The sequence below is a fragment of the Streptomyces sp. NPDC002537 genome (assembly GCF_053594975.1).
Genome location: NZ_JBSFWT010000003.1, coordinates 160352 through 182714 on the forward strand (window position 1 = coordinate 160352; position 22363 = coordinate 182714).

Annotated in this window: 18 protein-coding genes; 10 read left to right on the forward strand and 8 right to left on the reverse strand. The window is 73.6% G+C overall.

The annotated features are described in order from the left end of the window. Positions 1-194: 194 nt before the first annotated feature. The 4 genes from ACWD4A_RS02610 (at position 195) to ACWD4A_RS02625 (ending at position 4550) form a co-directional block, all read left to right on the forward strand. Positions 195-2477: a YcaO-like family protein gene (locus ACWD4A_RS02610; protein ID WP_451188388.1), complete on the forward strand. Its 2283-nt coding sequence runs from the start codon at positions 195-197 to the stop codon at positions 2475-2477. Positions 2478-2545: 68 nt separating this feature from the next. Continuing rightward, positions 2546-3295, forward strand: coding sequence for a class I SAM-dependent DNA methyltransferase (locus tag ACWD4A_RS02615; protein ID WP_451188390.1), 750 nt, complete (start codon positions 2546-2548; stop codon positions 3293-3295). Positions 3296-3309: 14 nt separating this feature from the next. Beyond that, on the forward strand, positions 3310-3708 hold the full coding sequence (locus tag ACWD4A_RS02620; RefSeq protein ID WP_451188393.1) for a hypothetical protein: 399 nt from the start codon (positions 3310-3312) through the stop codon (positions 3706-3708). After that, positions 3705-4550, forward strand: coding sequence for a hypothetical protein (locus ACWD4A_RS02625; RefSeq protein WP_451188396.1), 846 nt, complete (start codon positions 3705-3707; stop codon positions 4548-4550). Before ACWD4A_RS02620 ends, ACWD4A_RS02625 begins: the two co-directional genes overlap by 4 nt. 198 nt (positions 4551-4748) lie before the next feature. Here ACWD4A_RS02625 and ACWD4A_RS02630 read toward each other — a convergent pair whose 3' ends face one another. Beyond that, positions 4749-5201: a DUF4442 domain-containing protein gene (locus ACWD4A_RS02630; RefSeq protein WP_451188399.1), complete on the reverse strand. Its 453-nt coding sequence runs from the start codon at positions 5199-5201 to the stop codon at positions 4749-4751. A gap of 95 nt (positions 5202-5296) precedes the next feature. Between ACWD4A_RS02630 and ACWD4A_RS02635 the strand changes: the two genes are divergently transcribed. Further along, positions 5297-6367 (forward strand): hypothetical protein, encoded by a 1071-nt coding sequence (locus ACWD4A_RS02635; protein WP_451188402.1) that lies wholly within the window; start codon positions 5297-5299, stop codon positions 6365-6367. 21 nt (positions 6368-6388) lie between these two features. Here the strand turns inward: ACWD4A_RS02635 and ACWD4A_RS02640 are convergent, their stop codons facing one another. Together ACWD4A_RS02640 and ACWD4A_RS02645 are read right to left on the reverse strand one after the other, a co-directional pair. Then, on the reverse strand, positions 6389-7234 hold the full coding sequence (locus ACWD4A_RS02640) for a spermidine synthase (RefSeq protein ID WP_451188405.1): 846 nt from the start codon (positions 7232-7234) through the stop codon (positions 6389-6391). A 4-nt stretch (positions 7235-7238) separates the two neighbouring features. Continuing rightward, entirely contained in the window at positions 7239-8447 is a 1209-nt protein-coding gene (locus ACWD4A_RS02645) for a GTP-binding protein (RefSeq protein WP_451188408.1), read from the reverse strand. Positions 8448-8977: 530 nt separating this feature from the next. Between ACWD4A_RS02645 and ACWD4A_RS02650 the strand changes: the two genes are divergently transcribed. The 4 genes from ACWD4A_RS02650 to ACWD4A_RS02665 all read left to right on the forward strand — a co-directional run bounded on the left by ACWD4A_RS02650 (position 8978) and on the right by ACWD4A_RS02665 (position 11806). Further along, positions 8978-9697: a TVP38/TMEM64 family protein gene (locus tag ACWD4A_RS02650; RefSeq protein ID WP_451188411.1), complete on the forward strand. Its 720-nt coding sequence runs from the start codon at positions 8978-8980 to the stop codon at positions 9695-9697. A gap of 99 nt (positions 9698-9796) precedes the next feature. After that, positions 9797-10120, forward strand: a complete 324-nt coding sequence (locus ACWD4A_RS02655; RefSeq protein ID WP_451188413.1) for a nuclear transport factor 2 family protein — start codon at positions 9797-9799, stop codon at positions 10118-10120. Next, positions 10117-10683 carry a hypothetical protein gene (locus tag ACWD4A_RS02660; RefSeq protein WP_451188416.1) on the forward strand — a complete coding sequence of 189 codons (567 nt, stop codon included), beginning with the start codon at positions 10117-10119 and terminating at the stop codon, positions 10681-10683. Before ACWD4A_RS02655 ends, ACWD4A_RS02660 begins: the two co-directional genes overlap by 4 nt. 70 nt (positions 10684-10753) lie before the next feature. Beyond that, a complete protein-coding gene (locus ACWD4A_RS02665; RefSeq protein WP_451188419.1) occupies positions 10754-11806 on the forward strand; it encodes an enoyl-CoA hydratase/isomerase family protein in 1053 nt (350 codons plus the stop codon). A gap of 114 nt (positions 11807-11920) precedes the next feature. On the opposite strand, the gene meaB is transcribed toward ACWD4A_RS02665, so the two are convergent. The 4 genes from meaB to ACWD4A_RS02685 all read right to left on the reverse strand — a co-directional run bounded on the left by meaB (position 11921) and on the right by ACWD4A_RS02685 (position 19423). Further along, positions 11921-12931, reverse strand: a complete 1011-nt coding sequence (gene meaB, locus ACWD4A_RS02670) for a methylmalonyl Co-A mutase-associated GTPase MeaB (RefSeq protein WP_451188422.1) — start codon at positions 12929-12931, stop codon at positions 11921-11923. Between the two features lie 4 nt (positions 12932-12935). After that, positions 12936-15137: a methylmalonyl-CoA mutase gene (gene scpA, locus ACWD4A_RS02675; protein WP_451188425.1), complete on the reverse strand. Its 2202-nt coding sequence runs from the start codon at positions 15135-15137 to the stop codon at positions 12936-12938. Further along, complete coding sequence (mutA, locus tag ACWD4A_RS02680; protein WP_451188428.1) at positions 15137-17026, reverse strand: methylmalonyl-CoA mutase small subunit; 1890 nt, start codon at positions 17024-17026, stop codon at positions 15137-15139. The genes scpA and mutA overlap by 1 nt, the downstream gene beginning before the upstream one ends. Before the next feature lie 321 nt (positions 17027-17347). Beyond that, positions 17348-19423: a SpoIIE family protein phosphatase gene (locus ACWD4A_RS02685; protein ID WP_451188431.1), complete on the reverse strand. Its 2076-nt coding sequence runs from the start codon at positions 19421-19423 to the stop codon at positions 17348-17350. Positions 19424-19492: 69 nt separating this feature from the next. Here ACWD4A_RS02685 and ACWD4A_RS02690 point away from each other — a divergent pair, with 69 nt between their 5' ends. After that, the gene (locus ACWD4A_RS02690; protein ID WP_451188433.1) at positions 19493-20923 is read left to right on the forward strand and encodes a lipase maturation factor family protein; all 1431 of its coding nucleotides are present in this window, start codon (positions 19493-19495) and stop codon (positions 20921-20923) included. A gap of 4 nt (positions 20924-20927) precedes the next feature. Here ACWD4A_RS02690 and ACWD4A_RS02695 read toward each other — a convergent pair whose 3' ends face one another. Beyond that, complete coding sequence (locus ACWD4A_RS02695) at positions 20928-22349, reverse strand: NAD(P)/FAD-dependent oxidoreductase (protein ID WP_451188436.1); 1422 nt, start codon at positions 22347-22349, stop codon at positions 20928-20930. Positions 22350-22363 lie beyond the last annotated feature (14 nt).

Genomic DNA, 22363 nt, shown 5'->3' on the forward strand with positions numbered 1-22363 from the left:
GCTTGATGGAAGAGGTACGTGAGATCGAGATCGAGATCGAGGTCGTGGGCGGGGAGGAACTCCCCGAATACGCGCTCATGGTCGACCTCCCGGACGACGATTGACCCTCGGTCGACCGCCGGTGGCCGGGCCGCGCTTCGCCGGTCCGGCCACCAGTGAGGGCACACCGCTGGGACAACGCTTCAGGAGGGTGTGTGCGAATCGAACCGGATGCCGGACCGGCCGCGCGTGACGAGAACCGTTTGAGCGATCTGGTGGCCGGGATCCTCACGTCGGCCGGCTGCGCCGCCGGCACGTGGCAGCGGGACGACCTGCGCTACCCGGGGCTGCATGCCTTGGCCCACCGGTTGCAGCGGGCACGGCGGGAACGTCCGTCGCCCCCGGACCGGGAGCGCGCTGCGGAGCAGGTACGCACGGTCGTGCTCCGGGCCCGCCGCAGCACGGCACGGGCCCGGTGCACGGCCGAGCGCACCGGCTGGGCGGTGGACCTGGCGTCTCCCGGAGAGCAGCACGTGGAGGAGAGCGTCCTGCGGGCGCTGCGGCAGGCTCCGGAACCGGCCGCCGGGGCCCATGGACAGCCCGGCGGGCCCGGCGGGACGCGTACGGATGACGGCTCCCCGGCCGCGCGCACGGTGGCGGTGGTCGACTGGAGCGTCGGGCAGCGCGGGGTGCTCGAAGAGGCGTGGCGGACGCTGCGCGCGGTCTGGCCGCAGATGGCCGCGGAACTCGATGTGACGCTGCGCCAGGTGGTACTTCTCGGTGGCTGGGGAATCGACGGGTTCACCGACTTCACCGTGCACGGCGCCGTTTTCGTCAACAGCCGGCGGCTGACCGGCCAGGAGCCCGACGGGCCGGCCGGCCACGTCCGGCTCGCGGAGGCACTGGTGCACGAGGGCACCCACAACCGATGCGATGCCGCCGCTTCCGTTCCCTTCCTCCGGGCGTCCGGTGCCGACGAACTGCTGAGCACTCCGCTGCGCGCCGACCCCCGCCCCTTGTCCGGCTTGTTCCAGCAGGTCGTGGTGCTGGCCCGCAGCGTGCTGCTGTACCGGCGGCTGCCGGAAGGACCGGCCGTACGCGCCCGCCACGCCCTGCTGCTGGACCGGGGCAGGCGTGGCGCGGCGACCTTGCGCAGCAGGGACGGGGTGCTGACGGATACCGGCCGGGAACTGCTGGAGCAGGCCGAGGCGGTCTTCGCCGCGGGGTCCACGGGCGGACGGCTGCCTGCTCCGGACGGCCGCGCGACCACAGAGGACGAGCCGATGCCCCTGTCCGCCCACCACATCCCACCGGCAGGGCTTCGCGACTGGCCGGTCCAGACATTTCAGCCGTTCCCTGACGCGCCCTGGTTCGTGCTCGGCAGAACCGCCGCGCGCAGTCGCGCCTTCACGGCGAACGAGGCGGCCGGCGGACAACCGGTGATCATCGGGTCGGCCGCCGGCACGGATCGCGCGGACGTCGTACGGCGGGCCCGGGGCGAGCTGTTGGAGCGGACGCACAGCGTTCTCGCCGGGCACCGGGCACGGGAGCGGGCCGTGGTCGCGTCGTACGCGTCGCTGCGGCGGTGCGGCAGGCCCGCCCTGGACCCGTGGGCCTGGCCGGAGTTGCGACCGCTGGCGGAGGTGCGGGAGGCGACGCTGCCCTGGGTGGTGGGAGAGTCGCTGACCGGCGGTGGCCAGGTGCTCGTACCGGCGTGTGCCGTCTATCTGGCACACCGGCCGCCCGTCGGCTGCCCGGCGCCGTTGCGCCCCGGCTCCACCGGGCTCGCGGCGCACCTCACGGCCGCGCGGGCGCGTGAGCACGCCGTGCTGGAGATTCTCGAACGCGACCTGTTCTGGCACGCCTGGTACGACGACGCACCCCGCCTGACGCCGCCCGGACCGGCGCCGCTCGGCGATGAGCTGCGACGGGCGCTGGCCGTGCTGCGCCTGCGGGAACGCTGCCTCGTGCTGCCCGGTCCAGGGGGTACCGCGTGCGTGGTGGCGTGTCTGCGCACGGACGACGGCACGCGGCAGAGTTTCGGCGCCCGTGCCACCGCGGGGGACCCGGCGTCGGCCGCGGTCTCCGCCGTCCACGAGGCGTTGATGGTTCGCTGGAGCATGGGCACCGCGAGCGCCCGCGCCGCATGGGGCCGGATGCGGGAGCGCGGGCCGGGGCGGCTGCCGAGCGGCCCGTTGGAACACGCGCTGCACGCCTTCCACCGCCAGGACAGTCTCGCCGCTCTCCTGCGCGGGGCCACCGCAGCGCCCTGGCCGACGGCGGCTCCGGTGGCGGAGGGGCTGCCGCGCCTGCTGGCCGAGCGCACCGGCGAGGACGTCGTCGAGGTGGACTCCTCCGCTCCTGGAGCGGGGTACGGCGAGCCGGCGGTGGTGCGCGTGGTCGCCCCCGGTGCCCGGCGTCTGCCCGCGAACGAACCGGACCCGGCGGCGCTGCCTCGTGGAACGGCCGGGCGGCGCCTGCCGCACCCGCTCGGCTGAACCGCGGACGGCCTCGTGCCCCGGCTCTTCCTCCCGCCGACCTCCCCCGACGCCCCTTGGAGAAGCCCGTGTCCGCATCCCCCGAGTCCCCCGCGTACACGCGGCGGTTCGCCGACCGCTATGACGCCTGGTTCGGCAAGGAAGCTCAGACCGATGACACCGTCGGCTTCCTCGCCCGGCTCGCCGGCTCCGGGACCGCGCTGGAACTGGGAGTGGGCACCGGCCGGATAGCGCTGCCGCTGGCCCGGCGCGGCGTTCAGGTCGAGGGGGTCGACGCCTCGCCCGAGATGGCGGCGCAGTTGGCGGCCAAGCCCGGCGGCGACCGGATCCCGGTGACCATCGGGGACTTCACCCGGCTGCCGGCGGACGGGCGCACCGTCGACGTGGTCTTCGTCGCCGGCGGAACCTTCTTCGAACTCCCCTCCCAGGAAGATCAGTTGCGCTGCTTCCGTCATGCGGCGAGCCTGATCGGCGCCGACGGCGTGTTCGTCCTGGACGCGATCGTCCCCGAGGTCCTGATCGGTGCGCAGTGGTCGGGCGGCCGCGTGATGCCCCATCAGGACGGGGATCTGGTCGTGCGCTACCGACGGTTCGACAGCGCCCGTCAGCGGTACCACTCGCACTACGCGGTCACACCGGCCGACGGGAGCGGCAGTGTGCACATCCAGGTCTCCTTCCGCTACGCGGGCGTCGGCGAGCTGGACCTGATGGCCCGGTTGGCCGGGCTGGAGCTGCGGGAGCGGTACGGGAGTTGGGCCGGGGCGCCGTTCCGCGACGGTTGCCCGTATCACGTATCGGTCTACCGGGCCGCGCGCTGAACGGGGGCCGGACCGTGCCTGCCTGGGCCGCCATCGCGCTGACCGCCGCTGCGGTGGCGCTGCTGGCCGTGTTCGTCGTGTGGGGAGCGCGGATCTCACCGAACCGTCCGTTCTCCTGGGGCATGTACTCCGGGTCGTCCAAGGGCTACCTGTGGTCCGGGCCCGACGAGCGCACCGTGCTGCCCCCGCACCGGCTGCTGATCGCCCCCACGGGCCACCACCTCACCGTCCTGGAGCTGCGGAACCTGCTCGCGGGCGCCGGCTTCGACATGCCGCTGCACGGTCTGATCATCGGCTCCGAGGGCGGCTGGCAGGTGCACTACGACCCCGCCCGGCACCGCATGCGGGTGGCCCGGCTGCCCGCCGGGCAGGAACTGCGCGTCCTGGCCGACGCTCTGCGGGCGGCGCCGTGAACACCGCGGTGCCCGGCGCCGGACTGCTGCTCGCCGTCGCCATGGTGTGGCATGCCGGCGTCGTCATGGCCGACGCCCGCGCCGTCGCCCGGCACCACCCCGACGGCCGGGTCTACCGTCCCGGCCACGGCTGGACGCCACCTTCCTTCTTCACCGGCTACCGCCGTCTCGCCTGTGCCATGCTCGCGACGGGAGGGGTGCTGGCGTTCGCGTGCGTCGGCGCACGGCTCGCCCCCGGGCGCGGTACGGCGGCGGCCCTCGGCGGATGCGCCGCAGCCGTCCTGGCCTTGACGGTCGCCAACCGGCGGTACGGCAGCGTCCGGTACGCCGGGGTGTGCCTGGCGCTCCTCGCCGGGTGCCTCACCGTGGCGGGCGCGGCCCGGTCGGTGGGCGGCCCGGCGTGGACGGCGGCGGGCGGAGCACTCGCCTCCTTCTTCGCCGCACAGCTGTACCTGGTCGCGGGCCTGCGCAAAGTGCGGTCGCGGCACTTCATGAACGGCGGCGTCCTCGTCGACAACCTGGCCTACAACGCCGCCCAGGCCGCCGCCGGCAACCACGACTTCCTGCCCTGGCCGCGGCAGACGGCGCTGAGCGCGCTGCTCCTGCGGCCCGCACCGCGCGCCGCCTGCCGTGCCGTCGCCGTCGTCACGGCCGTCGGCGAACTCCTCCTCGGGCTCGCCGTGCTCGGCCTGCTCCCCGCGCCCGCCGTTCTCGCCCTGGCCGTCCTGTTGCACGCGGGCTTCCTGCTGATCAGCCCGCTGCGCATCGTGCCGTTCGCGGCGGCCGCGACGGGGCTGGTCCTCCTCGCCACGTCCCACCCGATGCTGTCGGCGCTGCTGTGACGTGGCCGGGTGGACGGGGCATGCACACCCGCCGGCCACTTTCCGCCAGTGTGTGTCCGTGGCCGCGCCGGAGCGGAGGATCGCGGCCGGGCCGCCACGGACATCTCGCCGGTAGGTATCGGCACCATCACCGAAGCGGCAGTGTGACCCGAATGTGCCCTGCGGAAGCGCCAGATCGGCGTCTCCACAGGTCAGAGGTCATGAATTGGGCCGCAGCGTCCAGACGACCGTCATCTCGCCCGTCACGTCGCCGTCCTCGCGGGTGATGGCGATGTGCACCGGGAACTCGGGGCGCCCGCCCGCGTCCAGTTCGGCGACGACCTCGGACGCGGGGCGGCCCAGCTCGGCGGTGGCGGTCACGGGGCCCTTGGCGAGCTTCTTGTAGCGGATCTCGGCGCTGACGGCCAGGGGCACGGCCCGGGAGAGCTGGGCGCCGAAGGCCGCGAGGACGATCGCGCCGCTCGCGGACTCGGCGAGCGTGAACATCGCGCCGGCGTGCGGGCCGCCGACGTGGTTGTGATAGTCGGGCTGGTCGGGGAGGTGGACGACCGCACGGTCGGGGGTGGTCTCGTCGAAGACGAGGTTGAGCGTACGGGCCATCGGCACGGTGGCCGCGAGCATGTCGCCTATCGAAGGCTGCGTATCGGACATGGCCCAGAAGTTACCAGTCGGTAGCTTCGGCGGGAAGGGGCGTGGGAAGGGGCGCCCGTCACCCTGATCACGTACTCCCTCTATGGTTATCGGCCATGTGGCCAGGACAGCAGCCGCCCGGGGGCGAGCAGAACCCGCAGGACCAGAATCCGTACCAGCAGCCGGGGTACCCGCAACAGCCCAACCCGTACCAGCAGCCCGGCCCGGCGACGCCGCCCGTGGGCGGGCCGGGGTACGCGCAACCGGGCCCGCAGCAGCCGAATCCGTACCAGCAGCAGCCGGGCGCGGCCACGCCGCCGCCCATGGGCGGCCCTGGCCAGGAGCGGCCGGCCGTCCCGCAGTGGAACGCCCCGGCCCCGCCCGGCGGACCGCTGCCCCGGCCGCCGAAGGACAACCGCAAGCGCACCACGATCATCGCGATCACGGCCGCCGCGGCCGTCGTCGTCGCGGCCGTGGTCACGGGTGTCGTCGTGATGAAGGACGACGGCAAGGAGACCGCCGCCAAGAGCGACCCGACGTCGGCGCCCACCCTCGCCGGTCCGTCCGCCCCGGCCTCCTCCGCCGCCTCCCAGGAGCCGCTCGACAACCCGCGCGGCGGCGGCGACGTCAAGCCGGTGATCGACGGCTGGAAGCCGGTCGTCAGCAGCAAGCGGCACATCGCCTTCGACGTCCCGCCGGACTGGTCGGTCGACAGCCCCGGGCAGTCCATCGGCTTCGAGGACGACAAGGGCAAGGCCCTGATCATGATGAGCTCACCCGCCTACTACAAGCAGGGTGTCTGCGGGAAGAACTCCGAGCTGGGCGCCGCGGGCTCCAAGGGCGCCATGGGCGCGAAGAGCGAGGAGAGCGCCGCCAAGATCGAGGCGGAGAACTGGCTGATCGCCGGCTACGACCAGAAGCAGACCGGCAAGCTCGACAGCACCGACGCCAAGCCCTTCAAGAGCGACCACGGCCTCACCGGCTACGCGTCCACCGCGACGGTGACCGGGGTGAAGAAGACCGACAAGTGCACGACCGACGGCAAGTCCTTCACGGTGACCTACAAGGACACCAACGACGACCTGGCGACCTGGGTGCTGTACACGGCCAAGGGCGTCGACGACGAGCTGCCGGACGACACCGTCAAGAAGATCATGAGCTCGCTGCGCCCGCTCAAGAGCTCCTGAGCCCGGTGCGGGGCGTTCGGCTCAGCCCACGCTGAACGTCCCGCCCGGCGGCTCCGGCGACCCCACCGCGTCCGCGTCCGCCACCACGGCCGCGCCCGCCGCGAACCGTGCCAGCGCCTCCCCGTGCTCGACCCGGGCCGGGAAGGCGTCGGCGGCGGCGCGGCGGGCGAGCGCGGTCACGGGCAGTTCGGAGTGCGAGGCGACGAGCACCGCGTTGCCGAAGCGTCTGCCCCGCAGCACCGACGGCTCCGCGATCAGGCACAGGTGCGCGAAGACCTCCGCGAAGGTCGCCACCTGGGAGCGGAGGAAGGTGAAGGGCGCGCCGTCGGCCAGGTTGGCGGCGTAGCGGCCGTCGTGGCGCAGCACCCGGGCGGCGGAGCGGGCGAACTCGACCGAGGTGAGGTGGGCGGGCACCCGGGAGCCGCCGAAGACGTCGGCGACGATCACGTCGGCGGAGGCGTCGGGCGCGGCCTCCAGCTCCCCGCGGGCGTCGGCTGCCCGCACCTCGACGCCGGACCCCTCGCGCAGCGGGAGGTGCTCGGCGACCAGGGCGATCAGGCCCCGGTCGGCCTCGGCGACGCGCTGCCGGGAGCCGGGGCGGGTGGCCGCGACATAGCGGGGCAGGGTGAGGGCGCCGCCGCCGAGATGCAGCACGTCCAGCGCCCGGTTCGGTTCCGCGGCGGCGTCCAGGACGTGCGCGATCCGCTGGGTGTACTCGAATTCGAGGTGGGTCGGGTCGTCCAGGTCCACGTAGGACTGGGGCGAGCCGTCGACGGTGAGCAGCCAGGCCCGGCGCCGGTCCACGTCGGGCAGCAGCTTGGCGGTGCCCCAGTCCACGTCCCGGGTCACGGGTATCGGTTCGTCCACTCCCCTATTGTGCGGCCGCGCTCTGTGCGGCCGTGCCGCCGGTCCCCACGTCCACCGCTGTCACCGTCCCCAGCCCCACGGTGCGCCCTCCCTCCCGGACGGCGAACGGAAGCCCCGCCTCCAAGGGGACACCCCGGTCCAGGACGGCCGTCACGGCGACCGTGGCACCGGGCGGTGCGGACCCGGGCGGTACGAGGTCGACGGTGCCGGGGACATCGGCCGTACGGAAGTGGAACCGTGCCCCGCGGCTGTTGACGGCGGGCCCCCGGCCGTCAACGGCCGCGGTCGGCAGCAGCCGTACGCGGGCGCGGAAGCGGCGGCGGGGTACGAGGCTGCCGGGCGCGGCGACGACATCGCCGCGGTGTGCCTCGTGCCGTGGCACACCGGGCAGCAGCAGCGCGACGGTGTCGCCCGCCCGCGCGGTCGCCATGGGCGCGCCGAAGGTCTCCAGCCCGGCGAGCCGGGTGGTGCGGGGGCCACCGGCCGCGCGCCCGAGGAGCTCGACGTGGTCGCCGGGGCGGAGGGTGCCGCGTTCGATCACACCGATGACGGCGGTGCCGCGCCCGGCGAGGGTGAGCACCCGCTCCACGGGGAGCAGGAGGGGGCCGGCCGCGGGGCGCCGCGGGGTCGGCACATAGGTGTCGACGGCGTCGAGCAGCGCCTCGATCGTCCCGGTCCAGAGCGGATCGCCCTCCAGGGCGCGCAGCGCGGAGACCCGGACGATCGCCGTCCGGTGTCCGTCGTAGCCGTGCGCGGTGAGGAGCGCGCGGACGTCGAGTTCGACGAGTTCGGTCATTTCCGGGCTGCCCGCGTCGGCCTTGGTCAGGGCGACGACGACGTGCCGTACGCCCGCCTGGCGGGCGAGCAGCAGGTGTTCGGCGGTCTGCGGCATGACGCCGTCGAGCACGGAGACCACGAGGATCGCGCCGTCGAGCCCGGCCGCTCCGGCGATCATGTGCTTGACGTGGTCGGCGCGTCCCGGCAGGTCGGCGTGGGCGTAGTGGCGGGTGCCGGTCTCGTAGGCGACGCGCTCGGCGTGCGGGGTGCCGGGGCAGGTGCGGGCCAGGTGGCCGGTGGTGTCGCAGGGAGTGGTGTCGTGGGGGGCGAGCAGGTGGGTGATGGCGGTGGTGAGCGTGGTCTTCCCATGGCCCGTGTGTCCCATGGTTCCGATGTTGACGTGCGGCTTGGTGCGCACATATGCCTGCTTGGGCATGGTTCCTTTCCCCGTGCTGTGGAGCGGTGCCTGCGCGCGGACCCCGAGGGGCTGGCCGACCCTCCCCTTGGGGGCCCGCGGAGCGATCCGGGAAGAGTCAGCGTCGCGTCAGGCAGGGACCGTGTCCGGCCATGGACCAGCGGGGATCGGCGGCAGCCTCCGGCGCGCCCGCGATGGCGGGCGTCGGCTGGGGGTGGGCGTGCCGGCACATGCCGTCGATGCTCGCGCACGGGGCGTGGCGCGTCGAATGGTTTTCCCCGTACGGGCGTTGGGGTCCGGAGCGCGCCGCGGACCGGAGCGCTCCGCCGGGAGTGCGGTCATTCGGCTGCGGGCCGTCGGTGGTCGGTCGCGCCCACGCGGCGGAGCCGCGGACCGGCGCATCCCCGCGCCTCCTCGGACGCGATGCCGTCGCCGCCCGGTCGTCCGTCAGGATGTCCACCGGGCGAACGGGCGACGACCGAATGTGCGCGTTCTGTACCGGCTCCGTGCGATCGCGGCGGCCGCCCCCGCCGGTCGGTTAGGCTCCATCGATGCTCGATTCCGCCGCGCCCTCCCCCGGCCTCGCCGGGCGCCGCACCCGTGCGCCGCTGTCCCCGTGGTTCCGTCTGGGGTTGCTCGTCGCGCTGCTCGTCGGTGCCGCGGTCGCGGTGCTGGCGTTCCGGCCGGAGCGGCTGCTCGCCGACGGCTGGCCGCCGCACATGTCCGGTGGCGCGGCCGCGGTGCTGTTCGCGGGTGCGTACGGCCTGTGCACCGCGGCGTTCGTGCCGCGCCCGATCCTCAACCTCGCGGCGGGGGCGCTGTTCGGCGGACCGGTCGGGACGGTCGTCGCCATGGTGGGCACGGTGCTGGGCTCGGGCCTCTCCTTCGGGCTGGGGCGGCTGCTGGGGCAGGACGCGCTGCGGCCGCTGCTGCGCGGCAAGTGGCTGACGGCGGCCGACCGGCAGCTGAGCAGGCACGGTTTCCGGTCGATGCTGGCGATCCGGCTGTTCCCCGGGGTGCCGTTCGCGGCCGCGAACTATTGCGCGGCGGTGTCGCGGATGGGGTGGACGCCGTTCCTGCTGGCGACGGGGATCGGCATCCTGCCGAACACCGCCGCCTATGTGATCGCCGGGAGCCACGCCTCGTCGCCGACGTCGCCGGCCTTCCTGGCGGCGACGGCGTTCATCGGGGTGACGGGCCTCCTGGCGGTGGTGGTGGCGTGGCGGCGCGGCCGCCGGGGCGGCGGCGGGACGCCGGCGCAGCGGGCGTAGGCCCCGGCCCCGGGAGGGGAACCCTGGCGGGGGAACACAACGGGCGGCCGGGCGCGGGCGGTGCTGTGCTGGAGCCACCGCACCCGCGAGGAGCCACCCGTGATCCCCACCGACGACCTGTCCGACCCCGCCGTCCGCGCCCTGGTCGACGCGATCAACGCCAACGACGTCGCCGCCTTCCGGGCCGCCCTGACCCCCGGCGCCACGATGTCCGACGACGGGACGGACCGGGACCTCGCCCAGTGGGCCGACAAGGAGATCTTCTCCTCGCACGGCCACATGGACGTGGAGTCCGAGTCGGACGACGGGCATTCGCTCATCGCCCGCTACAGCAACGACACTTGGGGCGCGATGCGCACGAGGTGGCACTTCACGGTCGACGGCGGCGGCAGGGTCAGCCGCTTCGAGACCGGCCAGGCATGAAACGAGCCCGGCGGCAGGGTGGCCGCAGGGGCGGCGGGCCGGTCGCCGCGGCGGTGGCGGGCGTCCTGGCGACCGCCGTGGCCGCGTGCGGGGGTACGGGCGGCGGGTCCGGGCACACGGTGTCGCCATCGGCCGCGTCGCCGTCGGGAGGCCCGCCGGTGGTGGCGTTCGAGGACACCTACGCCTATGCGGACGGGCTCAAGGTCAAGGTGACGAAGCCGAAGGCCTTCACGCCGAGCGGCACGTCCATCGGCCACAAGGCGGAGAACTCGCCCATCACGTTCACGGTGGCGCTGACGAACAGCACGAAGCGGACCTTCGAGGTGACGGGGGTGCTCGTCAAGGTGACGGCCGGGGACCAGGACGCCCGCGTCGAGCAGATCTTCGACAGCGCACGCGGGGTCGGCAATCCGCTCGCGGGATCGCTCGCACCGGGCGCGTCGAGCAAGGCGGTCTTCGCCTTCGACGTCCCGGCCGCGGACACCGGCAAGGTGGACGTCGAGGTGCGCCCGGACTTCGGTGTCCAGTACAACAGCATCCACTGGACCGGCTCCGCCCGCTGAACCGCGGGCCGCCAGGAAACGTGACCGATCTCCTGTTCGCCGCCCGCCCCGCTCCTGCGAGAGTGGGGCGATGACGAGCACTGACGACCGCGCCGTACTGGTGCGCCGGGACGGCCGTGCGGGCCGGATCACCCTCAACCGGCCCCGGGCCATCAACGCCCTCACCCATGACATGGTGCGCCGCGTCGGAGCGGCGCTCACCGCCTGGGAGCACGACGACTCCGTGGCCACCGTGGTGATCGACGGTGCCGGTGACCGCGGCCTCTGCGCGGGCGGGGACATCCGGCTGATCCACGACGACGCCCGCGACGGCGGCGGGGCCGCGGCCACCCGGGCGTTCTGGCGGGACGAGTACCGGCTCAACTCCCTTGTCGCCCGCTACCCCAAGCCGTACGCGGCCGTGATGGACGGCCTGGTGATGGGCGGCGGTGTCGGTGTCTCGGCGCACGGCAGCGTACGCGTGGTGACCGAGCGGTCGGCGGTGGCCATGCCCGAGACCGGCATCGGCTTCGCCCCCGACGTCGGCGGCACCTACCTCCTCTCCCGGGCCCCCGGCGAACTGGGCACGCACCTCGCCCTCACCGCCGCCCGGCTCGACGCGGGCGATGCCGTACGGTGCGGCTTCGCCGACCACTTCGTCCCGCTGGCGCGACTGGCGGAGTTCACGGCGGCCCTGGCCGACATCGACGCGGCGGAGGCGGTACGGCTCTTCGCCGAACCCGCTCCGGACGGCGCGCTCGCCGCCCGCCGGGAGTGGATCGACCACTGCTACGCCGCCGGCTCGGTCGAGGAGATCCTCACCCGGCTCATGGAGTCCGGGGTCCCGGAGGCGAAGGAGGCCGCCGAGGCGATCGGGACGAAGTCCCCCACGGCGCTGAAGGTGACCCTGGCCGCGCTGCGGAGGGCTCGGCGCCTGGCCACGCTGGACGAGGTGCTGGACCAGGAGTACCGGGTGTCGTGCGCGTCGCTGTCCGATGCGGATCTGGTGGAGGGGATCAGGGCCCAGGTGGTGGACAAGGACCGCCGCCCGCGGTGGTCGCCTTCCACCTTGGCCGAGGTGTCGGAGGCCGACGTGACCCGCCACTTCGCTCCGTTGGGCGCCGAGGAGTTGGGGCTGGCGTAGGTTCGAACCGGGGCTCCGCCCCGGACCCCGCACCGGAAATCCAGCCCGTCCTGGGGGCACCTCCCAGCGGTAGCTGGGGGAGTTTGAGGACCGGGGTCCGGGGCGGAGCCCCGGTTACGGGGAGGGGCGGGGCTGGGGAAGAGACGACCGGAACGCGTCCAGGAGGCGCCCGGCGGCCGTACTCGCCGGCACCGTACCGTCACGCACCCCCCGTTCCAGCTCCGGTCCGAGAGCCCGCACCCCAGGATGTTCCCGCAGCTCCGTCAGGAGCTGTTCGCGGACCATCGTCCAGACCCAGTCCACCTGCTGGTCCCGCCGCCGCGCGGCGAGCCCGCCGGTCGCGTCGAGCACCCGCCGGTGCTGTTCCAGCCGCTCCCACAGCGTGTCGAGGCCGGTGCCCTCGCGCGCGCTGCACGTCAGGACCGGCGGGTTCCACGTCGCGTCGGGCGCCTGCAACAGGCGCAGCGCACCGGCGAGTTCCCGCGCCGCGGACTTCGCGTCGCGCTCGTGCGGGCCGTCGGCCTTGTTGACGGCGACGACGTCGGCGAGTTCGAGTACGCCCTTCTTGATGCCCTGGAGCTGGTCGCCGGTACGGGCCAGGGTGAGCATGAGGAAGGTGTCGACCATGTCGGCGACGGCGGTCTCCGACTGGCCGACGCCGACGGTCTCGACGAGCACCACGTCGTAGCCGGCCGCCTCCATCACGACCATGGTCTCGCGGGTGGCGCGGGCCACGCCGCCGAGCGTCCCGGCGGTGGGCGAGGGCCGTACGAAGGCGGCGGGGTCGACGGCGAGCCGCTCCATACGGGTCTTGTCGCCGAGGATGCTGCCGCCGGTCCGGCTGGACGACGGGTCGACGGCGAGCACGGCGACCCGGTGTCCGAGGCCGGTCAGCATGGTGCCGAGGGCGTCGATGAACGTGGACTTGCCGACGCCGGGCACGCCCGTGATACCGATGCGCCGTGCCCTGCCCGCGTGGGGCAGCAGCTCGGTCAGCATCCGCTGGGCGAGCTCCCGGTGGTCGGCGCGGGTCGACTCCACGAGGGTGATGGCACGGGCGACGGTCGCCCGCCTGCCGTCGAGCACACCCTTGACGTACGCGTCCAGGTCGATGGTGCGTGCCATGGGCTCACAGCTCGTGCCCGAGAGCCCCGGCGAGGGTCCCGAGCAGGTCGCTGGCGGCGTCGGGGATGACCGTGCCGGGCAGGAAGACCGCGGCGGCGCCCATCCCCCGCAGCGGCTCGACGTCCTGCGGGGGGATGACCCCGCCGACGACGATCATGATGTCCTCGCGGCCCTGCTCGGCCAGTTGCTCGCGGAGCGCGGGCACGAGCGTGAGGTGGCCGGCGGCGAGCGAGGAGACGCCGACGATGTGCACGTCGGCCTCCACCGCCTGCCGGGCGACCTCCTCGGGCGTCTGGAACAGCGGGCCGACGTCGACGTCGAAGCCGAGGTCGGCGAAGGCCGTGGCGATGACCTTCTGCCCGCGGTCGTGGCCGTCCTGGCCCATCTTGGCGACGAGGATGCGCGGCCTGCGGCCGTCCTCCCGCTCGAACGCCTCGACCAGCGCGCGGGTGCGCTCCACCCCGGACGACGGTCCGGCCTCCTCGCGGTACACACCGGAGATCGTACGGATCTGGCCGGCGTGCCGTCCGTACACCTTCTCCAGGGCGTCGGAGATCTCGCCGACGGTGGCCTTGGCGCGGGCGGCGTCCACGGCCAGCGCCAGCAGGTTGCCCTCCAGCCCGGCACCCGGGCCGGACCCGGCGGCGGCGGTCAGCGCGCGCAGGGCGTCCTGGCAGGCCGTCTCGTCGCGCTCGGCGCGCAGCCGCCGCAGCTTCTCGATCTGCTGGGCGCGCACGGAGGAGTTGTCGACCTTGAGGACGTCGATCTGCTCGTCGCTGTCGACGCGGTACTTGTTGACGCCGATGACCGGCTGACGGCCGGAGTCGATGCGGGCCTGGGTGCGGGCCGCGGCCTCCTCGACGCGCAGCTTGGGGATGCCCGCGTCGATGGCCTGGGCCATGCCGCCCGCGGCCTCGACCTCCTGGATGTGCCGCCAGGCCCGGCGGGCGAGGTCGTGGGTGAGCTTCTCCACGTACGCGCTGCCGCCCCAGGGGTCGATCACCCGGCAGGTGCCGGACTCCTGCTGGAGCAGGAGCTGGGTGTTGCGGGCGATGCGGGCGGAGAAGTCGGTGGGCAGGGCGAGGGCCTCGTCGAGGGCGTTGGTGTGCAGCGACTGGGTGTGGCCCTGGGTCGCCGCCATGGCCTCGACGCAGGTGCGGGCGACGTTGTTGAAGACGTCCTGCGCGGTCAGCGACCAGCCCGAGGTCTGCGAATGGGTGCGCAGCGACAGCGACTTGGCGTTCTGCGGGTCGAAGCGCCTGACGAGCTTGGCCCACAGCAGGCGGGCCGCCCGGAGCTTGGCGATCTCCATGAAGAAGTTCATGCCGATCGCCCAGAAGAAGGACAGCCGGGGGGCGAAGGCGTCGACGTCGAGCCCCGCGTCGATGCCCGCCTTCAGGTATTCGACGCCGTCGGCCAGGGTGTAGGCCAGTTCGAGGTCGGCGGTCGCCCCGGCTTCCTGGATGTGGTAGCCGGAGATGGAGATGGAGTTGTAGCGCGGCATCTTCCGCGAGGTGTACGAGAAGATGTCGGAGATGATCCGCATGGAGGGCCGGGGCGGATAGATGTAGGTGTTGCGGACCATGAACTCCTTGAGGATGTCGTTCTGGATGGTCCCGGCCAGCTTCTCGGGCGGTACGCCCTGTTCCTCGGCGGCGACGATGTAGAGGGCCAGTACGGGCAGCACGGCGCCGTTCATGGTCATCGACACGCTCATGCGGTCCAGCGGGATGCCGTCGAAGAGCTGCCGCATGTCGTAGATGGAGTCGATGGCGACTCCGGCCATGCCCACGTCGCCGGTGACGCGCGGGTGGTCGCTGTCGTAACCACGGTGGGTGGGCAGGTCGAAGGCGACGGAGAGGCCCTTCTGACCGGCCGCCAGATTGCGGCGGTAGAAGGCGTTGGACTCCTCGGCGGTGGAGAACCCGGCGTACTGGCGGATGGTCCAGGGCTGGTTGACGTACATCGTGGGGTACGGGCCGCGGAGGTACGGCGCGATGCCGGGGTGCGTGCCGAGGAAGTCCAGACCGCGCAGGTCCTCGGCGGTGTAGAGGGGTTTGACGCCGATACCCTCGGGGGTCTCCCAGACCAGGTCATCGGCGCTGCGGCCGGTGCCCTCCTTGAGGGCCGCCCGCCACTGGCCGGGGTCGGCGGGGGCGTGACCCGCCGGGCCCAGTTCGACGTCGGAGAAGTCGGGGATCCGCATCACGCCACTCCCATGCGGTCGAGGACGGAGGAGAGGACGGCGACGGCGTCGCCTCCCGCGAAGACGAACTCGTCGGCCCCGGCCCGCAGATACGCTTCCCGCCGCTCGGGGTCCGGACGCCCGGCGAGGAACACCCTTACCGCGCCGGCCGACTTGAGGGCGGCGGCGACGGCCCCGGCCTGTTCGGCGTAGAGCTTGTCGCTGGAGCAGACGCAGGCCACGGCGGCGCCGCTGCGGGCGAACGCCTCCGCGGCGGTGTCCGCGTCGACGGTCACCGGGTCGTGGACGGGCTCGATGCCGCCCGCCTGGAAGAGGTTGGCGGCGAAGGTGGCGCGTCCGGTGTGCGCGGCGGCGGGCCCGAGCGCGGCGAGGAAGACGCGCGGCCGGGTGCCGGTGGCGGCGAGGTGCGCGTCGGAGCGGGCGCGCAGCGCCTCGTACGCCTCGTCGCGGCGGACCCTGGGGAGACCGCCGGAAGGGGCGACGGGGGCCGGTTCGCGGGGGACGGGCTGCTCGCCGAGGTTCGGGAACTCGCTGACGCCGGTGATGGGTTCGCGGCGGGTGGCGAGCTCCTCGGTGCGCTGCCGCCAGGTGTCGGCGAGGCGTTCGGCGACCAGTCCGGAGCGCAGGGCGACGGCCTGGCCTCCGGCGCGTTCGAGCTCCTGGAACCAGGCCCACGCGGCGTGGGCGAGTTCGTCGGTGAGCCGCTCCACGTACCAGGAGCCGCCCGCCGGGTCGATGACCCGGGCGAGGTGGGACTCCTCCAGGAGGATGGCGGAGGTGTTGCGGGCGATGCGGCGGGCGAAGGCGTCGGGAAGTCCGAGCGCCTCGTCGAAGGGCAGCACGGTGACGGCTTCCGCGCCGCCGACTCCGGCGCCGAGGCAGGCGACGGTGGTGCGCAGCATGTTCACCCAGGGGTCGCGGCGGGTCATCATCACCGAGGAGGTGACGGCGTGCTGGCGCTGTGCCGCGCCCGCGGCCGTGGCCCCGCTGACCTCGCCGACGCGGGCCCACAGGCGGCGGGCGGCGCGGAGTTTGGCGATGGTGAGGAACTGGTCGGCGGTGGCCGCGTAGCGGAACTCCAGCTGTGCGCAGGCCTGGTCGACGGTGAGGCCGCGGTCGGTGAGCGCGCGGAGGTAGGCGACGCCGGTGGCGAGGGAGGCGCCGAGTTCCTGCGCGGCCGATCCGCCCGCGTCGTGGTAGGGCAGGGCGTCGACGGTGAGGGCCCGGACGCCGGGGCGGTCGCGGAGGCAGCGGGCGGCGAGTCCGGCCGCCGCGGCGAGCCGTTCGGCGGGGTCGGTGCCGTCGCCGGTGCGGGCGAGGGTGCCGAGCGGGTCGGCGCCGAGGTTGCCCGTGGCGGCCTCGCGCGGTACGTCGCGCTCGTCGTGCAGCCGGAGCAGTTCGTGGGCGGCGGCCTCGAAGTCGGCTCCCGCGTCCAGGACCACGGGGGCCAGGTCGAGGTAGACGCCGTCGAGGGCGGTGCCGAGGCCGTCGACGGGGAGGCCGTGGGCGCCGACGGTCAGCCAGAGGGAGGTGACCCCGTTCTCCAGGTCGGCGAGCGCGGCCTCGTTGGCGCGCCGGGGGTCGGGGTGGGCGTGGCGCTGGCGGACGTCCCAGCCGGACAGGGCCGTTCCTTCCGTCCGTCCACCGCGGACGAACGGGGGGAAGCCCGGAAGGCCGGGCGCCGGGGCGGTGTCCTCGGCGGTGTAGAGCGGGCTGGTCGTCAGCCCGTCCTGGAGCCGGGTGGCCAGTGCGCCCTCGACCGCCGGGCCGGATGCATCCGTCGTACCCGCTTTGCGCAGCACGCCCTCCACAAGACGCTGCCACTGCTCGCGGGAGGAATCCGGGAACTCGGCGGCCAGGGAGAAGCCTTCGTCAGGCAGGACCGTCATGCAGGCAGGCTAGGGCGCTCGCGCGCGGCGCAGCAGAGAAAACGGCTGTGACCTTTGCCTCTTCGCACCCGGGAGCGGATTCGTTGCCGCCTGCGGCGGGGGCGTCCTGCGGCCGCGTCCTCAAACGCCGGACGGGCTGGATGTGCGAACCGTGGCCCTTGAGTCCGCGGGCCGGGCCCGCAGGTTCGCTGCCACGGTCCGCGAAACTCAGCCCGTCCTGGGGGCACCTCCCAGCGGTAGCTGGGGGAGATTGAGGACACCGCGCGGAGCGCGGAAAAGCCCGCCGCAGGCGCGACCGGGCAACCCCGTGGGGCCGAGGAATCACGTCATGTGACGGTCCGGCACGATGAATTCGCACCAGACCGACTTGCCCGTGCCCCGCGACTCCACGCCCCACACATCCGTGAGGCGGTCGACGAGGAGCAACCCCCGCCCGGACACTCCCGATTCACCCGGCTCGCGGCGCCGCGGCAACACGCTGGACTTGTCCTCGACCTCGACCCGTACCCGGCGTTCGGGTCCGGGGATGATGCGGATGGTGGCGACGGCGGCGCCGTCCGTGTGCAGCAGGGCGTTGGTGATCAGTTCGTCGGCGACCAGCTCGATCTCGTCGGAGCGCTCCCGCGCGCCCCAGGCCCGTACCGCGGCGCGGATCATATGGCGGGCGGCCCGGAGGGATTCGGGGTCGGCGGGCGCGATGTGCTGCTGGAGCCGTCCCCCGCTGCGGGCGACGGCGCCCTGGCGGCGCAGCAGGAGGACGGCCATGTCGTCCTCGCCGACGCGCTGTTCGATCACATCGCAGAGGCGGTCGGCGAGTTCGTGGAGGTCGTAGGGGCCCTCGCGGACGATCTCGGCGAGGAGTTGCATGCCCTCGTCGAGGTCGGAGCCGGGCTGTTCGACGAGGCCGTCGGTGAAGAGCAGCAGGGTCTCCCCCGGGTCGAGTTCCACGGTCGTGACGGGGTAGTCGAGGCGGCCGAACTCGGCGGACAGTCCGAGCGGCAGCCCGCCGGCGACGGGCAGCCGGCGGCAGGTGCCGTCGTTGTGCCGGAGCAGTGGGTCGATATGGCCGGCGCGGACGATCTGGACGACGCCGGTGGAGAGGTCGGCCTCGGCGTAGGCGCAGGTGGCGAAGCGGTCGGTGTCGAGCTCGTGGAGGAAGGTGGAGGCGCGGGCCATGATGGTGGCGGGGGCGTGGCCCTCGGAGGCGTAGGCGCGCAGGACGATCCGCAGCTGGCCCATGACGGCGGCGGCGTGCGTGTCGTGGCCCTGTACGTCGCCGATGACGACGCCGACCCGGCCGCCGGGCAGGGGCACGGCGTCGTACCAGTCACCGCCGATGTCGCGGCCCATCCGGGCGGAGCGGTAGCGGACGGCGATCTGGGCGCCCGGGATGTCGGGGATACGGCGGGGCAGCATGGCCTGTTGGAGGCCCTCGGCGAGGTCGTGTTCCTGGTCGTAGAGCATGGCGCGGGCCAGGCTCTGGGCGAGGCTGCTGCCGACGGCGATGAAGAGGTTGCGTTCCTGGCGGGTGAAGCCGCGCCCCTCCCGGTAGAGGAGGCCGACGGCGCCGATGGCGCGGGCCTGGGCGATGAGGGGGAGGTAGACGGCGGAGGAGATGCCGATGTCCTTGATGTTCTCCCACAGCCAGGGGTAGCACTCGGCGAACTCCTCGGAGGATTCGATGAAGCGGGGGCTGAGGGTGCGGATGACCTCGCTCATGGGGAAGTCGTCGTCGATACGGGTGTAGCGGGTGCCGGGGATGTAGTGCTCCTCGGGCCCCTCGGCGACGAGGTGGATGCGGCCGGACTCCAGCAGGCCGAGGACGTGGAGGTCGGCGCCGAGGTGCTGGACGGCGCGGGAGTCCCGGAAGAAGTCGATGACGTCCTGGACGGTCCTGGCGTGGGCGAGCGCGGCGGTGGTGGTCTCGACGATGGCCGTCGGGTCGCGCTGTTCGGGCCGTGGTTCGGCGGCGTGGCGGAGTTCCTCGGTGGCGTCGCGGACGATGCCGATGATGCGGCGGGGCCTGCCCTCGTCGTCGCGCAGGATGCGGCCCTGGGTGTAGGTCCAGCGCAGGGTGCCGTCGTCGGAGCGCACGCGGTAGTAGGTGCCGTAGGTGTCGCTGCCGTCCTTCATGGCGCGGGAGAGGAGGGCGTCGAGCCGGGCGGCGTCGGTCCTGGGCACGTGGCCGGCGAGGTCGGTGATGCGGCCGCCGAAGTCCTCCGGTGCCACGTGCAGGAGGTCCAGCGCCACGCCGTCCAGGTGCAGCCTGCTGCTGTCGAGGTCCCAGTCGAAGCTGCCGGTGCGGTTGAGGGCGAGGCTCACTTCCGGGCGAGCGGGCCAGTCGTCCGGTGCTGGATATTCCGGGACGGCGGCAGGCGACGCTCCCCGATCAACCATAGGGCCACTCTGACACCTTTTGCCGTTTTCTTCGATGTGACTGTGCGCTTCCGGTGGTACGGATACGCCATGGAGTGGTTCACGGCGTCCGGGTACTGGCTGAGCAGGCTGGTGCTCCAGCGGGCGCTCGCCGCGGTCTATCTGGTCGCCTTCCTGGCGGCCGTCCTGCAGTTCCGCGCGCTCATCGGCGAGCGCGGGATGCTGCCGGTGCCGCGCTTCGTGCGGGCGGCGCCGTTCCGGCGGATGCCGAGCGCTTTCCAGCTGTACTACTCGGACCGGTTCTTCGCCGGGTGGGCGTGGGCGGGCGCGCTGCTGTCGGCGGCGGTCGTGGCGGGCGGGGCGGACGCGGTGCCGTTGTGGGCGTCGATGCTGATGTGGGCGGCGCTGTGGGTGCTGTATCTGTCCATCGTCAATGTGGGCCAGACCTGGTACGGCTTCGGGTGGGAGTCGCTGCTGCTGGAGGCGGGCTTCCTGGCGGTCTTCCTCGGCAACGCGCGGACGGACCCGCCGGTCCTCGTGCTGTGGCTGATGCGCTGGCTGGTCTTCCGCGTGGAGTTCGGCGCCGGGCTCATCAAGATGCGGGGCGACAGCTGCTGGCGGGATCTGACGTGCCTGTACTACCACCACGAGACGCAGCCGATGCCGGGCCCGCTGAGCTGGTACTTCCACCGGCTGCCGCGTCCGCTGCACCGGGTCGAGGTGGCCGCGAACCATGTCGCGCAGCTCGTCGTCCCGGTCTTCCTGTTCACCCCGCAGCCCGTCGCGAGCGTCGCCGCGGGCGTGATCATCTGCACCCAGCTCTGGCTGGTCGCCTCCGGCAACTTCGCCTGGCTCAACTGGCTGACGATCACCCTGGCGTTCTCCGCGGTCGACGGTGACGCCATGGCGCGGACACTGTCCCTGCCGCACCACGCGCCGCTGCCGGCGGGCCCGCCGGGCTGGTACGAGGGCGTGGTCCTCGCCGCGACGGCCCTGGTGGCCGTGCTCAGCTGGTGGCCGGCCCGCAACATGCTCTCGCGCGGCCAGCGGATGAACATGTCGTTCAACGCCCTGCACCTGGTCAACACCTACGGGGCGTTCGGCAGCATCAACCGCCGGCGCCACGAGGTGGTCGTCGAGGGCACCGACGAGGAGCGGCTCACCCGGGAGACGGCCTGGCGCGAGTACGGCTTCAAGGGGAAGCCCGGCGATCCCCGGCGGCTGGCGCGCCAGTTCGCCCCGTACCACCTGCGGCTCGACTGGATGATGTGGTTCGCCGGGATCTCACCGGCGTACGCGCAGTCCTGGTTCGGCCCCTTCGTCGAACGGCTGCTGGTCAACGACCCCGCGACGCTGCGCCTGCTGCGGCACAACCCCTTCCCCGACGCCCCGCCCACCCACGTCCGGGCCCGGGTCTACCTCTACCGCTTCACCACCCGGCAGGAGCGGAGGGCCACCGGTGCCTGGTGGCACCGGACGCTGGAGCACGAGTTCCTGCCACCGGTGGCCCTCCGCCGCTGATGCCTCAGCGGGGCGCCAGCCCCCACAGCGCGAGCTCGGCCCGGGTGATCGACGGCCCGGCCTGGGCCCGGCGGCCGGGACCGCGGGCCACCCCGAGGGCCACCGCGGGACTGACCAGGCGGGTCATCGGCGCGGACAGCGTCATGACGTCCATCAACGCCCGCAGCACCAGCGGATCTCCGGTCGCCGCCCACATCATGCGCTGCATATAGCCCCGCAGCAGCCGCGCCGCCGCGGGCGGCTGCTTGCCGATCGCGCCCGGGTAGTTGATGTCCTCCCCCGTCGCCATGTCCCAGGCCCCGCCCGTCACCCGGGCCACCGACCGCTGGACGCGGCCCGCCAGGCCCGGGGCGTCCACGCCCTCCGCGCGCAGGGCGTCACGGAGCACGGCGGCGCTCTGCGCGGCCACGGACATGCCCTGCCCGTAGACCGGGTTGTACGTGGCGACGGCGTCGCCCAGCGCGACGAAGCCCTCGGGCTGCGCGGGGAGGCGCTCGAAGAACCGGCGCCGGTTGACGGTGCTGCGCGTGACGACGACATCGGTGAGGGGATCGGCGCGGGCGATCAGATCGGCGATGAGGGGGTCGCGGAGGCCGCGGGTGAACGGCTCGAAGTCCTCGGTGTTCCGCGAGGGTTCACCGCCGCGCGTCCCCGAGACGGTGACCAGCCAACGGCCGCCCTCGATGGGCAGCATCGTCGAGCCCTGCCCCGGGCGGCGCGAGTGGGGGTCGGCCTGGATGCTCACCAGCGGGAAGCGCTCGGTGCCCGGCGGCGCCCGGAAGATCCGGGTGGCATAGACCAGCCCGGAGTCGACGGTCTCCTCGTGGACGACCGGCAGCCCGAGGTCCGTCAGCCTGCGCGCCGCCTGGGAGCCCCGGCCGGAGGCGTCGACGACCAGGTCGGCCCCGAGCTCCTCCGCGGCGTGCTCGCCCTCGCCCCGCACCCGCACCCCCGTGACCCGCCCGGCGTCACCGAGCAGCGCCAGGGCCTCCGTACCGTCGCGCAGCACGACGCCCGGCAGCGCCAGGACCTGCTCGCGGACCACCAGGTCCAGCAGGTCGCGCGTACAGGACAGCAGGAACTGCGTACCGGGCATGCGGGGGAACCAGCCCTGCGTGCTCAGTACCACCAGCCCCGCCGTCAGCGCTATCCGCCGGGCTCCCGCGCGCAGCCACCGGTCCAGCGTGCCGGGCAGCAGCGCGTCGACCACCCGCGCGCCGCCGGACATCAGCAGGTGGGCGTGGCGGGCCTGGGGCAGGCCCTTGCGCGGGTGGGCCCCGTCGGGCATCCGGTCGCGGTCGACGATCACGACCTCGTCGACGTGACCGGCGAGGACGGACGCGGCCAGCATCCCGGCCATGCCCGCGCCGAGGACCACCGCACGGCTGCCGGGGCGGGCGGCACTGCTGCTGGGGGAGGCGCTCATGCCGGAACCCTCCC